The following is a 15,444-nucleotide window of genomic DNA, read 5'->3' as shown; positions in this document are numbered from 1 at the left end:
GTTCCTTATTTTTTCGTGATGACGACTGTTTTCGTAACAACGTGTCCACCGAGATCCTTCAGTTTCAAGTTGTACGTGTTTTTCCCCTTCTTGAGCGTCACTTTTTTCGTGATTGTCTTTTTGAAGGCTTTCATCTCGTACGGCTCTTTGAACGTCCGGCGGTATTCCGCGCTACCGTTGAAGTCAAAGCGTAATTCGCTGTAGTTATCGCGAAGAACGATCTTCATCTCAGCTGTTTTTGTTTTGCTTGAAACGGTTTTTGGTGCTGTGACGCGAATCGTCGGTAATTCTGTGTCGATGATGACTTGACGACTGAACGCCACACGGTTTCCTTTACCATCGTACGCTTCGACCTTGAATGACTTGACGCCATCCGTCGTATACGTCACGTCGTGGCTGAACGCATAGTTTTGTTGAGCCGCATCGAAGCGAAGTTTGACAGATTTACCATTGATTTTGAACGATTTGATGCCTGATTCATCAGAGACGTGACCTGCGATGTTGATGACTTTTGATGTCGCAAGACCAAGTGCGACTGGTGTATCGATTTGAACGTTCGGTACCGCTTTATCGACACCTGTCGTGTTGACGTCTTTTTTCACACTGTTTCCTGCATAATCCTTCACGACGAAGGCAATCTTCGCGCGCTCTGGAAGATCCGTCAACGTGTACGCTTTTTCTGTTGCAGCAAGCGGCTGTTTCAAGACACTCTTACCATTGACGAGGATATCGTATGACGCGACACCTGTTCCTTGGTCACCTGCTGTCCACGAGAGCGTTGATTTCGACGCATCCCATTTCACGGTTGCAGCTGGTTTTTTCGTATCGACATAGACTGGGAAGAGGTTCGACTGCCATTTTGCATTCGGATAATCGATCACGGATTTGACTTTATAGTAGTAAAGACCATCCTTGACCGGTTTCCCGTTGATCGTTCCGTCCCAAGCAGCGCTTGTGACTGGTGTGTATCCGTCCTCTGAACCGCTATCATAGTAGTTCTTGACGACGTCCGTTTGCGTATCGAGCTTCTGAAGTGTTGCTTTGTTACGGTCAAGAATCGAGTACTCAACTTTTTTCGCATTACGGAGGAACGAGATGATCGGGAAGGCTTCATCTGCGCTACCATCGTTGTTTGGTGAAAACGAGACTTTGTTTGCGACGACATCGCCAGCAGCGTTTGCGCCGAGGAATTCGAAGTTATCCTTCACTTCTGTCGCTAGACCTGTCAAACCATAGAACGTGTTGTCTTCATCGTATAATGGTGCGTCTAGAATCGGAGCTTGATCCCATTTCCCTTTAAAGCCAACGTAAGGAACCGTCAATTCTGGATTCTTACTCTTCGTATCGATCAGACGAACGAATCCTTCGACGAAGTAGCCGTTCTCAAAGACTTGTTCGAGCGGAAGTTCGTTTGCCCAGTCCGTTGTATCCTTCAGATCGACCGATACACTGACTTTCGTTGAGCTCTTCGGATTAATCGAGACCGAACTTGCTTTCTTCGAGCCCACTGCGAATGAGATCGGATATGTGCCTTTGTTTGCATCCACCGTACCGATCGTTCCCTTTTTAAAGATGCCGTTTGCTTCGAGGAAGTTTGACCCTTCTGCACCGAGATCTGATTGAACCGTTCCGGCTAACTTATATGTCACTTTTTCACTGCTGTAGTTTTTCAAATCAAGTGTGAACGTGAACTTCTCGCCGACTTCCTTCAAGGATGCCTTACCTTCACCTGACTTCGTCTCTGTGACGACGACTGGTGTCTTCATGGCAGCACGAAGATCCATCAGTCCAGCTCCCTCACGACGTGGGGAGTAGAAGTTGCCTGTTTTTAGCTGCGCATTGTATTTTCCTTGATCGAGTTGCGGACGCGACGTGTTCATCAAGATGTTCTTCGCGAGCTTAACGCGTGTCGCACCATCGACTTTAAAGTCCTTCGCGATCCGTTGCATGACGAGTGCCGTTCCACCAGCGACGTGTGGTGCCGCCATCGATGTCCCACTCATGACACCATACTCGTTATCGTTGAGCGTCGAGTAGATTTTTCCACCTGGTGCCGTGATTTCTGGCTTGAAGTCAAGGCTTGGTGTGACACCCCAAGACGTGAAGTCAGACATTTGTCCTGCGACCGGGTTATCGGCTGAGACTGCTTTTCCGTCGAACGTGACAGCGATTGCCTTGCCCTCTTTTGCTTTTGCTTCAAGATCGTTTCCGTCTGCGATGCTGAGTGTGACGAGTGGAATCGTCGGATTGTTGAGCGCCATACTGACGTAATCCCCATGATCGACTCGACCGCGGACGATGACACCTGCTGCCCCTTGCTTCTCAGCTTCTGCTTGGATCATACCGTAGTTGAAACCACCGTTACGCACGACGAAGACGACTTTCCCCTTGACGTCTTTGCCTTCGTAGTTCGAAGCTTGACCGTCACCGACATAGACGACATCCTTCTTCTCTTTATCGAAGACAGCAATCGGATTCGGTGAATCTTGTTTTTGGTATGCCAAATAACCAGCATCCTGACCGTCGATCGTCAGCGCCATGCCTTCGAGTGTCAATTTCGTATTTTCGAGTGATGCGACTTGGAGTGCTTGGCTTGTTAAACCTGGGGCACCGACGACACCAATATCCGGGTTCGCTGTGTACGGGTTACCTGCACCATGACCTGCGAATGCCGAGTTACCAGCAGAAATCGCACACAAGATGCCGTTGTTCATCGCGTTGACGATTGCGCGTTGTTCTGGATCATCTGCATTGACGAACGATGCCGTCGAACCGAGACTCATGTTGATGACATCGGCTCCGAGTGCAATCGCATCATCAATCGCTTTAATGTAGATATCGCTGAATGTCGATGGCATTCCTGGATCGTTTCCGAAGACTTTCATCGCGAGGAGCTGTGTTTCCGGAGCGACTCCTTTGATACCACCGTTTGCTTCATCGCCGTTTGCTCCGACCGTACCCGCGACGTGCATCCCGTGCATCGATGCGCCCGCACCTAAATCACGGATTTCGCTATCGTGATCGGCATAGTTATAGCCGTACGGTACTTTTTCCGTGAAGTACTTTCCTTTTAAGCCTTTTGTTTCTTTCGCACTATCGACTTTCGAAGAAGTCAAATCGATCTTCGTCTCAGGGCTCAAGACCATGTCCTTATGCGATGGATCGATTCCCGTATCGATGACGGCAACGATTGTTCCTTCCCCTTTAAAACCATAGTCCTGCCATGTTTCCTTCGCATTGACCATGTCCTTGCTGTACAGCATGTCTGGCTTGGCACCTTTAGCAACTTCTGGACGCGCATACTCATGGGCGATATGTACGCTCTTGACTCCGCTCAGTTGTTTAATGTCTTCGATGTCCCCGAACTTGACTTCACCACTGAATCCGTTGATGACGGTTGTGAAGCTTTCCTTATATGTAACGGGAATCGCCTTTTTAGCGATGGCTGACTTGACTGATTTTTGGACATTGACGAGGCGATCTTTGATCGACTCTTTTTCGGCATTGCTCAATGTGCTATACCGCTTGTTTTGAGCCTGGGCGATTTGAATCGCCGGCTTCTCTTCCATCTCGATGACGACACGAACTTTATCCGATTGTTTGTAGTTCTTCTCTTGCCCCGATTTCTTCAGCGAGAGCGCTTGCGGTTTTTGACCCGTTGCTTTGTCTTGCGACGACAGTGCACCTTGCGCACTGACTAGATTGGAAGACGTCATTAAGACGGCTGCCATAAGTGCAATCTTCTTCATGCGTTCGTTTTCCCCTTTTCTGTAAAACCATAGTAGTACTACTGATAAAACAGTTAAACGAAAATTCTGTATATTTAGTTTAATGAATTTAATGGAAATAAACAATTTATATTTGCCTATTTTTTTAATTTATTTGTTTTACATGACATTTTATATTTTTGAGGAATTTAACTGGGAGTAAAATAAAAACTCCTCGAAGCCTCGAGGAGTTGGATATTTGGTATTGGTGGAGACTATCGGGATCGAACCGACGACCTTTTGGCTGCCAGCCAAACGCTCTCCCAGCTGAGCTAAGCCCCCATGAATTATCTTTAGTATACGTATCACTAACTGCTTTATCAATATAAAAATAACGCTTTCATAAAAAAGAATTCCTTCCAAAAATCGTCGGAAGGAATTCACGATTCATTTATTCAATTCACGCATCAAATCCGCCTGTCGTTCAAGCTCTGCCTGTTGCTCGAGGATCAGGACTTTTTTGTACGTCCGCGCAGAAATCAAGATGCTGATCTCATAGAGAACGAACAATGGAACCGAGATCATCAAGTGTGACGTCACGTCCGGCGGTGCGATCAATGCCGCAACGACGAACAGCGCAAAGTACGCATATTTCCGATTCTTTCGCATGAAATATGGCGTCACGAGACCCAGACGTGTCAGGAACATCGTCACGACCGGCAATTGGAAAAGAAGACCGAACGGCATCGTCAATCGGATTAAGAAACTGAAGTAGTTCTCCACTCCGATGACTTGTTCGATTCCGAGCTCTTTCCCGAGATCCGTTGAGACTTCAAGCAAGAAGGGAAGCAACCAGAAATACGAGAAGGCTACGCCAGCCAAAAACAGGAAGAAGATGACCGGAATATAAGTCAATGTCGCTTTTTGCTCCTTGTCATAAAGTCCTGGTCGGACGAATGCCCAGAGTTGATACATCCAGAACGGTGACGCTAAAATCAGCGCAATGATGAACGCAAGATTCAAATACAACATTAAAGGATCGGCGACGTTGAAGGCATTCAAACCGATACCGAGCTCTTTTAAGTCCGCTTGCAAGAAGCGAACGAGCGGTCGGACGAGCGGAAATGCGACAGCGAACAGGACGACGACGATGATAAGCGACCAGACGATCCGCTTACGCAGTTCGTCAAGGTGCGACGTCATGCTTTGCTCTTGATCAACCGTCATGATTCAATCACTTCTCTTTCGGTTCGTCCTTTTTATCGTCGTCCATGATGCCATTCGTGGCATTTTTGAACTCTTTCAATGTCTGACCCGCAGCGCGTCCGAATTCTGGTAACTTTTTCGGTCCGAAAATGATCAATGCGACGACCGCGATTAATCCGATGCTCGCAGGTCCGATACCTAGTGTGAGCGGAATAAGGTTTTCCATTATGATTTCACTCCTTCAGCTGATTGCGAATAATGCTTCATGAAATAAACTAACGACTGCAACTCGATCGATAAATCAATGTGATGGACCCGGACGCTAGCTGGCACGTTCAACCGCGCTGGCGTAAAGTTCAGGATGCCTGTCACACCATACTCGACTAACTCATCCGCTACTGACTGCGCGAACTGGGATGGAACCGTCAAGATGGCAACATCGACCTGATTCGCTTCGATTTGTTCTTTCATGTCCGAAACATGATAGATTGGAACGTCATGCGTTGTTGTTCCGACCTTCTCTTCGTCCGCATCAAACGCAACGACTATCCGAGTACTATTATTCTTTAAAAAGTTATAATTTGCAAACGCTGTTCCGAGATGACCGACCCCAATTAAGGCAACATTCGTCACCTCATCTTGATTCAAGGTTTTGCGGAAAAACGTTAAGAGATGTTGAACGTTATATCCATACCCCTTCTTCCCTAATGCCCCAAAGTAGGAAAAATCGCGACGAATCGTTGCTGAATCAACCTTCACCGCCTCGCTTAACTCAGCAGAAGAGACGCGGAGCTTGCCTGAATTGTATAAACTTTGGATGAAGCGATAATATAGCGGCAACCGTTTTGCTGTCGCTTGTGGAATTTTTGTGTCTGGTCCATTCATCCTGCAGTTCCCCCTTCGGCCACATCCATCGTGGCACCCAAATCTTTGCAAAAAGCTTTCTACTTTCCTTGATTGTAAACCACTTCACATAGAGTCACAAATAATATATTCCGCAGGACCTCGCGCTTTTGTTCGTGATAGACTAAAGGGTGGAAGGATGGATGGAAATGATACTCTTACAAGTCAACCAACTCTCGAAATCATTCGGCGTCGAGCCGATTTTAGAAAATATCAAATTGGAAGTACAAGAGCGCGACCGCATTGCGCTCGTCGGACGAAACGGTGCCGGTAAATCGACCTTGCTCAAAATCATTGCTGGCGAACTCAGTCATGACTCAGGTGACATCATGAAAGGCAAGGATGTCAAAATCGGTTATCTCGCGCAAGACAGTGGTCTTGAATCGAATGAAACGATCTGGAACGAGATGCTGACCGTCTTCGAACATCTTCAGGAACAAGAACGAACACTACGCCGGATGGAAATTGAAATGGGTATGGAGCATATCTTGAACGACCCGGTCGCGTACGATCGTCTCCTGAAGACGTATGATCAAGCGCAACACGACTTCTCAGAAGCGGGTGGTTATCAGTTCGAAGCAAATATCCGCTCTGTTTTGCACGGCATGCGCTTTTATCCGGATGATTACTCGCGCCGGATTCAGACATTATCCGGTGGTCAACGGACACGGCTTGCCTTAGCGAAGATGCTCTTACAAGCACCAGAGCTTCTCATTCTCGATGAGCCGACCAACCACCTCGATATCGATACGCTCGCGTGGCTCGAAAGTTACCTCGGTGGTTATCGTGGTGCCGTCCTGATCGTCTCGCACGACCGGTACTTCCTCGACCAAGTCGTCAATGTCGTCTACGAACTGTCGCGCAATGTCTGTCGTAAGTTCACGGGGAACTATACGAAGTACTTGGAGCAAAAAGCGGCCTTATACGATCAGGAAATGAAGCAGTTCGAACAGCAGCAAGAAGAAATCGCGAAGATGCAGGACTTCATTCAACGGAACATCGCCCGGGCGACGACGACAAAACGTGCCCAGAGTGTCCGGAAACGGCTCGAAAAGGTCGACCGACTCGACCGACCAGATGGAGATGAGCGTAGCACGGTCCTGTCCTTCCCGATTGAAAAACAGAGCGGGAACGACGTTCTGCAAGTCAATCAACTGGCGATCGGTTATGAAGAAGCTGTCTCAAAAGACATCACCTTCCGCTTGCAACGCGGTGAATCACTGGCACTCGTCGGACCGAACGGAATCGGAAAGTCGACGCTTCTAAAAGTCCTCGTCGGTCGCTTACGCCCCCTCTTCGGTGATTTCCGTTTCGGAACCGGCGTCTCGATCGGCTATTACGATCAAGAGCAGGCGGAACTCAATGATCGGAACCGTGTCATCGATGAGATTTGGAACGAATGGCCACTGATGCGTGAACAAGAAGTCCGGTCCGTCCTCGGGCAATTCCTGTTTAGCGGTGACGATGTCTTCAAGATCGTCCATGAGTTATCCGGTGGCGAACGCGGACGTCTCGCGCTCGCGAAACTGAAACTCCGAAAGACGAACGTCCTCGTCCTCGATGAGCCGACGAACCACTTGGATCTGGATTCGAAGATGGTCCTTGAAAACGCGCTCGTCGACTACGAAGGTACGCTGCTATTCGTCTCCCACGACCGTTACTTCATCGACCGGATCGCGACCCGCGTCATCGAGATGAGTGAAGCCGGCGTGACGGAATACCTCGGTGATTATTCGTACTACACGGAGAAGAAGGCGGAGCAAGAAGAGATTGCGCGTCTTGAAGCCGAGGAAGCAAAAGCCGCAAAGGTCACGGCGTCGAAGACGATCGACAAGGAAGCACAGAAAGAAGAACGCAAGCGCCGTCAGCAGATCGAGCAACTCGAACAAGACATCGAGCGGCTCGAACAGCGTTCGGCAGAAATTGAACAATTGCTCTGTGAACCGGAAGTCTTCAACGATATTCCGAAAGCGACAGCTCTTTCAGCAGAACGTGACCAGATTGATGTCGATCTACTCGAATTGATGGAACGATGGGAGAACCAACACTGATGCGGACGAAAAGTTTTTTCATTAACTTGATTCAAGGACTGCTATCCGGCATCCTTTATTTCGTACCGATGTATGCGGACTACGTGTCGACCTTCATCCGGCCGGATGCTTTTAATGCCGCGCTTCCTTTGTTCCTCCTGATTTCTTGTATGATCGGTCTCGTCATCCAGACATGGAGCGGTCTTTTCGTCAGTTTACTCTCGGGATTATGCTGTACGCTCCTGACGACACAGCTATTCGTTGAACTCAATGACCCGTTGATCCTATCGTATTACGGTAGTGTCTCACCGCTCACCGCTTTCTTGATCAGCTGTGTCGGCATTTGGGCACTCGCAATCGTCTTTTATTTGCTCGATGGTTATCAGTACAGTAAACGTCATGGTCTTGAAGCCTCTTCAAACGAAATCGATCCGCAACCTTGAAGTCCGATCGATGAATCAGATGAACGACATGAGAAAAAGGAGTGGAGATTCCGGTAGCTAGACCGGTCTCTCCACTCCTTTTTGTTTGAATCAAAACGAATCGTACGATGAATCAGGCATTCACGCTTCTATCATTTTGTCGGTCGGGCAATCGTAAACGTCTTCCCGATCGTCGCATAATCATTCCCTGCTAAACGAGCGACAGCCTTCAATCCTGCTGCGTCAATCCGGAACGAATCGACGAGTTCATCCGCGACGTGATAGCGCAGTACTTCCCCAATCAAAAGATCGGCACCTTCTAGCTCGACGTGTTGCGTCAAGCGCATCTCGAACCGGATTTTCGCTTCCGCGATTCCAGGTACTTCGATCGCGTCACTATCGACGAGCGTCAAATCCGTCCGCTCAAGCTCACTTTCACCGTAAGCAAGTGGCGCTGCTGTCTCATTGACTGCGTCGACGATCTCTTCGCTGACGATATGGATGACATAACTTTGTTTTGCAAGGATATTACGTGCCGTATCCTTCTGCCCCTGATCCGTCCGTTGTACGGCGATCACCAGTTGCGGCGGACTGCTTGAAGCGACCGTAAAGAAGGAAAACGGTGCGGCGTTGACCGTCCCGTCTTCTCCTTGCGTTGTCACGAAAGCAATCGGACGCGGAATGATGCTTCCGATCAGTAATTTATAATTGTCTTTTGCGCTAAGCGTTGATGCCTCGAACTTCATGAATGACCCACCTTTTTCTTCACCCGATGAGTGCAGCGAGTGAATAGTCTCCAGCACCGATCATCGCTACACCAAGCGCGATGACGATCAATGCCATGTTGTATTCGTACCCGTTCTGCGTCACCCAGTAACCATTCGCACCGTGTACTTTAACGATCGCGACAAGCATCGATCCGATGATGAGGAGTGCTGCGATCCAGAGGAATACGCCTCCTGCAAACAACAAGCCGCCGATCAATTCAGCAAGACCTGCTGTAATCGCGAGTGCCTTCCCTGGCTTCATGCCAATTGATTCGAACCAACCGCCTGTTCCAGCGATTCCGTGTCCGCCGAACCAACCAAATAATTTTTGTGTCCCGTGTGCAGCGAACGTTAAGCCGATGATTAAACGAATGATTAAAAGTCCTGTATCCATCATTTCTCTCTTCTCCTTTTACCTAATGTATTTTAGTTACTTTAAGTAACTCAATAAACAGACTATATCTTATCACTTACTAAAAGTAAATAGATTTGTTTTAGTTCTTTTTGTTACATTAAGTAAAATGATTCGATTTTTTTAGCAGAAGCGGGTATACTACAACTATAGAAAGGATGAGTGCTGATGGAAGAAGTCGCAATCCAACCGGCTCTTTGTCCCAAAGTCGAACATGCCTTTGAAATCTTAGGTAAGAAATGGACGGGTCTGATCTTACGTCACTTGTTGACGAAGACATGTCGTTTCAATGAGATTCAAGATGCCATTCCCGAATTATCAGGTCGTATGCTCACGGAACGTATGAAGGAGCTCGAAGCGGAAGGCATCGTCATCCGGACTGTCATTCCCGATCGTCCGATTAAGATTCAATACAGTTTGACCGACAAAGGGCGCCAACTCGAACCGGTCATTCGTTCCATTGAGGAATGGGCCGAACTACAAGACTAATGTATAAAAAAGCATCTTCTTCGGAAGGTGCTTTTTTATGTGTCCTTTGACATTGATAATCATTATCAATTACAGTAGAGAAGTACAGTGAAAGGAGGAAGATGCATGCATATCGCGATTGGATTCGTCAGCATGTCCGGTAATACGGAAGATATCGTCTCGCTCATTCAACATGAACTCGAGCAACACGATGTCGACGTGACGATCACGGAACTAGATCAATTCGTCGGGGAGGACTTATCACGTTTTGATGGTCTATTACTCGGCTCATATACATGGGGAGACGGTGATTTACCGTATGAAGCAGAAGATTTTGTCGAGGAGCTCCGGGAACAATCCTTACAAGGAATACCGGCGGCTGCTTTTGGTTCGGGGGATCTTGATTATCCGAAGTACTGCGCAGCCGTTGATTTGATTGAAGACGCATTAAAAGAAGCTGGGGCGACCCTCGTCACGGATGGCTTGAAGATTGAGTTTGATCCGAATACCCCGGAGAAACAAGCCGCTTGTCGTGCGTTCGCGCAAACGTTTCATCGCTTTTTACAACAGGTTCATTCTTGAGTGTCGTTTGAATCCGTACTGTAAGGGAATCGTTAAAGCAGACTCTATGAAAGTGAGATGAATGTTTTATGACGATTCAAGCACTCGTCTTTGACGTCTACGGTACATTATTCGATGTCCATTCCGTCAAAGAACAAGCCGAAGCGCTTTATCCGGATCACGGAGAAGCGATCAGCAAACGCTGGCGGGAGAAACAACTGGAGTACTCTTTCCTCCGGCAATTGAACGGACAGTATGTGCCGTTCAGCCAAGTAACACAAGATGCCCTCCGCTATACGTTACTCGAACTGAAGCTCCATGTGACCGAGGAACAAATCACGACCTTAATGGAAACGTACCTGACGCTTGATGTATATCCTGAAGTCAGCTCCGTTCTCGAGACGATGGCGGACAAGCGTCTGGTCGTCTTCTCGAACGGTTCCCATGATATGCTCGATCCGCTGATTGAGCAGTCAGGCTTAGCCGATCGGTTCGAACATCTCGTCAGTGTCGATGATATCAAACAGTATAAGCCAGCACCTGCATCCTATATGCATGCCTTAAACACGCTCGGTCTAAAACGCGAGGAGATCCTCTTCATGTCCTCGAACGGTTGGGATATCACCGGGGCGAAGAGTTTCGGCTTCAAAACGGCATGGATCAATCGAAATGGACTTCCGGTCGAGGAATTGAATCTCGATCCCGATCGCATCTATGATGACTTGACGGGTATCACTGAATGGCAATGAACGAACAACAGCGGACTCCTATTTAGGAATCCGCTGTTTTCATGTCTTCAGTAATTCGAAAGACGTGAGTAACCCTTCTTGAATAGATCGAGTTTCAGACCGCCTTCTTTTTCGATGAAGAAGAGGTATTCGTTTTGATCCGTATCTTTATAGAAGACCTTAAATAACGTCAACGTCCGCTTTTTATTGTTCTCGACAGCCGTCACCTCGTGCTTTGAGATCACCTCGGCTTGGACTTGTTCTGCATCCATCTTTTGAATCATTGGTTCGAATGACTTCTTTTCTTGATCCGTCACCGGTGTTCCGGAAGCAATCATGAAATAATCATCACTCGCCTTGTTCGTTAAACCATACTTCCGATCGACGATGACGACGTTACTGAGCTTACCATTGATTGTCTGATCAAAAGCATATAACTTTTGAATCCGGGTCTTTTCCCCTTCTGCTCGTCCGATTTCGTAAAGTGGACGTTGTTTCGTATTCGTCTCGACCGCTTTTTTATCGGGTACGAGTTCTTCCTTATAGGCGACTTGGTATGCGTTGACGATTTCTCGGACCTGAAGTCCGATCGCGACGATGACCAGTACCGCTAACAATGCGATGATGACTTTTTTCATTCCATTTCCCCCAAGTTGTTCGGATTCCTTACTTTAAATCTAGCCCAGGTTCTGCGTTCATGGCAAGTGTCGAATAGCGTAACGCGCGATATGGATGAATCGCAGCCGCTCCGATCATCGCCGCATTATCTCCACACAGGTGCATCGGCGGAATGATGAGATCGATTCCTTCCTTCGCACACGCCGCTTCGAGACCTTGGCGTAATCCTTTGTTAGCAGCGACGCCACCAGCAAGCAGCAATTGACGTCCCCCTTTATCCTTCACGGCACGGACCGCCTTCGTCACGAGTACCTCGACGACGCTTGCTTGGAAACTCGCGGCTAAATCTTCCGGAATGATCGTTTCCCCCCGTTGTTCGGCGTTATGCACGGCATTGATGACTGCTGACTTCAAACCGCTGAAGCTAAAGTCATACGAATCCTTTTCGAGCCAGACACGCGGAAAATGGAACGTATCCTGACCAGTCTGTGCCAATTGATCGATCCGTGGACCACCTGGATATGGTAACTTCAACGTCCGAGCAACTTTATCATATGCTTCCCCCGCGGCATCATCCCGTGTTTCACCAATGACTTCATATACACCGTCTTCCGGCATGTAGATCAGTTCCGTGTGCCCACCTGATGCAATCAAACAGACGAGCGGAAACTCAAGCTCTTGCACGAGACGATTCGCATAGATATGACCTGCGATATGATGAACACCGATCAATGGTTTATCATGCGCAAAGGCCAGTGCCTTCGCTGCGCTGACACCAACGAGTAATGCTCCGACCAGTCCAGGTCCTTCCGTGACGGCAATCGCGTCGATATCGTCGATCGTGACGTTCGCTTCCGTCAAGGCGTCATCAATGACGTATGTGATCCGTTCGACGTGATGCCGTGAAGCCACTTCAGGCACGACGCCACCGAATCGTTTATGACTTTCGATTTGAGACGAGACGACGTTCGATAAGACGTCGGTTCCTCCACGGACGACGGCAGCCGCCGTTTCGTCGCAACTCGATTCGATTGCTAGAATCAATGGTTGTGTCATAGGTCTTCTCCCTCCAGCTCCAGCCAGTAGATGGCAGCATCTTCATTGTTATCTTGATAATATCGTTTTCGGACACCGACATACTGAAATCCGAGTTTTTCATATAAAGTCCGCGCTGGTGTGTTCGAGACACGTACTTCGAGTGTCATCGCCCGCAAATCAAGTGCACGACCGACGGCGATCAATGCCGTTAGCAGATCTTCCCCAAGCCCTTGTCCACGGTGCGACTGCTTGACGGCAATATTCGTAATATGTCCCTCATCCGCGATATGCCACAGACCAGCAAACCCAACGATACCATCTTGATCGGCAACGACATAATAGGCATTCGGATTTTGTGTCATTTCCGCTTCGAAGGCATCTAGCGTCCACGGTGTCGCAAACGATTCGAGTTCGACCGCGTGAACACCTGCAGCATCCTGTACGGTCATCCGACGAATGCCCTTACTCATGACGCTGTGCCTCGATCCATTTCGCTTCTGCTTCAGCCAGGCGCAGGTATCGTGGCTCAAACGCATGCGCTTCGACCGTCTGGCGCGTTGCACCGAGTAAAGCGAGTACGCCGGCACGTGGCGTCCGGAAAGCAGGAGCCGCCTTTTCAAATGGTTGAAGAATCTCTTCGAACGCATCGACGTCTCCTGTGACGAGCGTATCTGGCGGTAACGTCTTCACAAAAGAAGAAATCTCGACATGCTGTTCTTCACCAATTCGTTTCCCGGCGTCGTACACTCCGACAAACCCTGCTCCACGCCGCGCATCTTGAATCGCCGCAACGCGTCCTGTATGACCAGTCGAAGCTGCCATCAGTTCAAGTGTCGAGATGGCAACAAGCTCGATACCGAGTGTATAAGCAAGCGTCTTCGCTGTCGTCGCTCCAATCCGTAATCCCGTATAAGAACCAGGACCGTCAGCAACAACGATGCGTGTCAGTTGAGCCGGTGTCCATTTTGCTTCCACCATCAAGCGCTCAAGCAACGGCATGAGTTTCGTCGCATGATTCAAAGACGTGACGTAAGAAGCTTCTGCTACAATCTGTTTCCCGTCTGAAAGAGCGACTGATAATTGTTTCGTCGATGTATCAATAGCTACGATTTTCATGATTTCAATCCCTCACATAATGTAATGTATCGTTCTCCGATCGGCGTCAGCTCAAAACGACGGCTATCATCACCCGTTCGCGTAATCGTGATTGCCAACCGTTCAGGGGGAAGACTGTCCGCGATCAATTCAGACCACTCGACGACGGCGACGCCTTCACCGTTCAAATATTCTTCAAGTCCGATATCATCACCGGAACCTTCCAGGCGATAGACATCCATATGATAAAGAGGAAGACGTCCCGTATAGACTTTCATGATCGTAAAGGTAGGACTGTTGACGTGGCGCGTCACACCTAACCCTTTCGCAAAGCTTTGAGTAAAGGTCGTTTTCCCAGCACCTAAATCCCCATCAAGCGTAATGACCATCCCTGCTTCTGCACGTCGTCCGAGTTCAAGGGCCAAGGCAGTCGTTTCTTCCAAGCTGTTCATTTCCAGTTCTATCATACGATGTCTCCTCCTTTAATACGTACTGTTCGTCCTTCTCTATTGTACCGAACGAAAAAGGCAAAAAAAAATACGAAACGCTGAACGTTTCGTAGTAAAGTTGAAGTTAAGTTTAAAATTGGTTGCGGGGGCCGGATTTGAACCGACGACCTTTGGGTTATGAGCCCAACGAGCTACCAGACTGCTCCACCCCGCGATGATATAACGTTTCGACAGATATTAATATAACATGCGTCTTTTAAATTGGCAAGTCTTTTTGCCTTATTTCTTTTTACTAACTGTCATAATGAATATTCTTCTATACTGATACGAAAGGAGTGAGCAGATGGGATACTTATTAGATTTACGAAAAATCGTAGGCAACCGACCCTTGATCAGCGTGGGTGCGACCGTACTCGTCATGAACAAACAACATGAACTGCTATTTCAATATCGTTCGGATACACACAGTTGGGGACTTCCCGGTGGTTCGATGGAACCAGGTGAGACACTTGAAGAAGTCGCGATGCGTGAATTACAGGAAGAAACCGGACTTCAAGCACGCAGCGTTCAGCTGCTAGACGTCTTCTCGGGTCCTGATTACTTCTTCCGTTATCCAAATGGCGATCAAACCTACAGTGTGATCCATCTCTTTCAAGCAAAAGGCGTATCGGGTACATTACAAATGACGGACGGAGAGAGTCTCGACTTACGGTATTTCCCGCTGAATCAATTGCCAACACCGCTTGAAGCGCGTGCTGCAGCGCTCTTACGCCAAGTTACGCCTCGTCTTCTTAGCACAATCCCTTCTTTTTAATCTAGATGCTTCGCTTAAACTGACTCGATGGCGGATTGACGTCCATTCGTCAGTTTTTCCTTTTCCACAACAAAAAACCGACCTGCAATCTGCAGATCGGTCAAGTGCCTGGCAACGTCCTATCCTCACAGGGGGAAGCCCCCAACTACTTTCGGCGTTCAAGTGCTTAACTTCCGTGTTCGGCATGGGAACGGGTGTGACCACTTGGCTATCGTCACCAGACGAT

17 protein-coding genes, 2 tRNA genes and 1 rRNA gene are annotated in these 15,444 nt (G+C 48.3%); 6 read left to right on the top strand and 14 right to left on the bottom strand.

The features are described 5' to 3' along the window. Nucleotides 1-5: 5 nt before the first annotated feature. From AC3B4V_RS14415 to AC3B4V_RS14395, 5 genes are all read right to left on the bottom strand, one after another. Nucleotides 6-3,749 carry a S8 family serine peptidase gene (locus AC3B4V_RS14415; RefSeq protein ID WP_488378769.1) on the bottom strand — a complete coding sequence of 1,248 codons (3,744 nt, stop codon included), beginning with the start codon at nt 3,747-3,749 and terminating at the stop codon, nt 6-8. Nucleotides 3,750-3,973: 224 nt separating this feature from the next. Continuing rightward, nucleotides 3,974-4,049: transfer RNA gene (locus AC3B4V_RS14410), tRNA-Ala, on the bottom strand. A 105-nt stretch (nt 4,050-4,154) separates the two neighbouring features. Next, the gene (tatC, locus tag AC3B4V_RS14405) at nt 4,155-4,934 is read right to left on the bottom strand and encodes a twin-arginine translocase subunit TatC (RefSeq protein WP_029342824.1); all 780 of its coding nucleotides are present in this window, start codon (nt 4,932-4,934) and stop codon (nt 4,155-4,157) included. A 7-nt stretch (nt 4,935-4,941) separates the two neighbouring features. Then, nucleotides 4,942-5,139: a twin-arginine translocase TatA/TatE family subunit gene (locus tag AC3B4V_RS14400; RefSeq protein ID WP_029342825.1), complete on the bottom strand. Its 198-nt coding sequence runs from the start codon at nt 5,137-5,139 to the stop codon at nt 4,942-4,944. Beyond that, a complete protein-coding gene (locus AC3B4V_RS14395; RefSeq protein WP_023469604.1) occupies nt 5,139-5,798 on the bottom strand; it encodes a redox-sensing transcriptional repressor Rex in 660 nt (219 codons plus the stop codon). Before AC3B4V_RS14395 ends, AC3B4V_RS14400 begins: the two co-directional genes overlap by 1 nt. Before the next feature lie 167 nt (nt 5,799-5,965). Here AC3B4V_RS14395 and AC3B4V_RS14390 point away from each other — a divergent pair, with 167 nt between their 5' ends. Together AC3B4V_RS14390 and AC3B4V_RS14385 are read left to right on the top strand one after the other, a co-directional pair. Beyond that, on the top strand, nt 5,966-7,867 hold the full coding sequence (locus AC3B4V_RS14390) for an ATP-binding cassette domain-containing protein (protein WP_029342826.1): 1,902 nt from the start codon (nt 5,966-5,968) through the stop codon (nt 7,865-7,867). Beyond that, nucleotides 7,867-8,289 carry a hypothetical protein gene (locus AC3B4V_RS14385; protein ID WP_064299193.1) on the top strand — a complete coding sequence of 141 codons (423 nt, stop codon included), beginning with the start codon at nt 7,867-7,869 and terminating at the stop codon, nt 8,287-8,289. The genes AC3B4V_RS14390 and AC3B4V_RS14385 overlap by 1 nt, the downstream gene beginning before the upstream one ends. Nucleotides 8,290-8,420: 131 nt before the next feature. Here AC3B4V_RS14385 and AC3B4V_RS14380 read toward each other — a convergent pair whose 3' ends face one another. Together AC3B4V_RS14380 and AC3B4V_RS14375 are read right to left on the bottom strand one after the other, a co-directional pair. Continuing rightward, nucleotides 8,421-9,014: a flavin reductase family protein gene (locus tag AC3B4V_RS14380; protein ID WP_064299192.1), complete on the bottom strand. Its 594-nt coding sequence runs from the start codon at nt 9,012-9,014 to the stop codon at nt 8,421-8,423. Nucleotides 9,015-9,033: 19 nt separating this feature from the next. Continuing rightward, the gene (locus AC3B4V_RS14375) at nt 9,034-9,432 is read right to left on the bottom strand and encodes a DoxX family protein (RefSeq protein WP_023469608.1); all 399 of its coding nucleotides are present in this window, start codon (nt 9,430-9,432) and stop codon (nt 9,034-9,036) included. A gap of 183 nt (nt 9,433-9,615) precedes the next feature. Between AC3B4V_RS14375 and AC3B4V_RS14370 the strand changes: the two genes are divergently transcribed. The 3 genes from AC3B4V_RS14370 (at nt 9,616) to AC3B4V_RS14360 (ending at nt 11,225) form a co-directional block, all read left to right on the top strand. Next, on the top strand, nt 9,616-9,936 hold the full coding sequence (locus tag AC3B4V_RS14370) for a winged helix-turn-helix transcriptional regulator (RefSeq protein ID WP_023469609.1): 321 nt from the start codon (nt 9,616-9,618) through the stop codon (nt 9,934-9,936). Between the two features lie 105 nt (nt 9,937-10,041). Next, nucleotides 10,042-10,497: a flavodoxin gene (locus AC3B4V_RS14365; protein ID WP_411210824.1), complete on the top strand. Its 456-nt coding sequence runs from the start codon at nt 10,042-10,044 to the stop codon at nt 10,495-10,497. Between the two features lie 68 nt (nt 10,498-10,565). Next, nucleotides 10,566-11,225, top strand: a complete 660-nt coding sequence (locus AC3B4V_RS14360) for a haloacid dehalogenase type II (RefSeq protein ID WP_023469611.1) — start codon at nt 10,566-10,568, stop codon at nt 11,223-11,225. A 47-nt stretch (nt 11,226-11,272) separates the two neighbouring features. On the opposite strand, the gene AC3B4V_RS14355 is transcribed toward AC3B4V_RS14360, so the two are convergent. From AC3B4V_RS14355 to AC3B4V_RS14330, 6 genes are all read right to left on the bottom strand, one after another. Beyond that, nucleotides 11,273-11,842 carry a hypothetical protein gene (locus AC3B4V_RS14355; RefSeq protein WP_055969420.1) on the bottom strand — a complete coding sequence of 190 codons (570 nt, stop codon included), beginning with the start codon at nt 11,840-11,842 and terminating at the stop codon, nt 11,273-11,275. A 28-nt stretch (nt 11,843-11,870) separates the two neighbouring features. Next, entirely contained in the window at nt 11,871-12,878 is a 1,008-nt protein-coding gene (gene tsaD, locus AC3B4V_RS14350) for a tRNA (adenosine(37)-N6)-threonylcarbamoyltransferase complex transferase subunit TsaD (RefSeq protein WP_223040972.1), read from the bottom strand. Beyond that, complete coding sequence (rimI, locus tag AC3B4V_RS14345; protein ID WP_023469614.1) at nt 12,875-13,330, bottom strand: ribosomal protein S18-alanine N-acetyltransferase; 456 nt, start codon at nt 13,328-13,330, stop codon at nt 12,875-12,877. Before rimI ends, tsaD begins: the two co-directional genes overlap by 4 nt. Next, the gene (tsaB, locus tag AC3B4V_RS14340) at nt 13,323-13,976 is read right to left on the bottom strand and encodes a tRNA (adenosine(37)-N6)-threonylcarbamoyltransferase complex dimerization subunit type 1 TsaB (protein WP_133208814.1); all 654 of its coding nucleotides are present in this window, start codon (nt 13,974-13,976) and stop codon (nt 13,323-13,325) included. The genes rimI and tsaB overlap by 8 nt, the downstream gene beginning before the upstream one ends. After that, a complete protein-coding gene (tsaE, locus tag AC3B4V_RS14335; RefSeq protein ID WP_023469616.1) occupies nt 13,973-14,422 on the bottom strand; it encodes a tRNA (adenosine(37)-N6)-threonylcarbamoyltransferase complex ATPase subunit type 1 TsaE in 450 nt (149 codons plus the stop codon). The genes tsaB and tsaE overlap by 4 nt, the downstream gene beginning before the upstream one ends. 119 nt (nt 14,423-14,541) lie before the next feature. Next, a tRNA-Met gene (locus AC3B4V_RS14330) sits at nt 14,542-14,618 on the bottom strand. Between the two features lie 129 nt (nt 14,619-14,747). Between AC3B4V_RS14330 and AC3B4V_RS14325 the strand changes: the two genes are divergently transcribed. Continuing rightward, nucleotides 14,748-15,218 (top strand): NUDIX hydrolase, encoded by a 471-nt coding sequence (locus AC3B4V_RS14325; RefSeq protein ID WP_488378768.1) that lies wholly within the window; start codon nt 14,748-14,750, stop codon nt 15,216-15,218. Between the two features lie 106 nt (nt 15,219-15,324). Here AC3B4V_RS14325 and rrf read toward each other — a convergent pair. Further along, nucleotides 15,325-15,440 (bottom strand): 5S ribosomal RNA (gene rrf / locus AC3B4V_RS14320). Nucleotides 15,441-15,444 lie beyond the last annotated feature (4 nt).

The sequence above is a fragment of the Exiguobacterium sp. E17S genome (assembly GCF_057772545.1).
The sequence above is the reverse complement of the archived record's forward strand: the minus strand, read 5'-3'. Positions and strand labels throughout refer to the sequence as shown.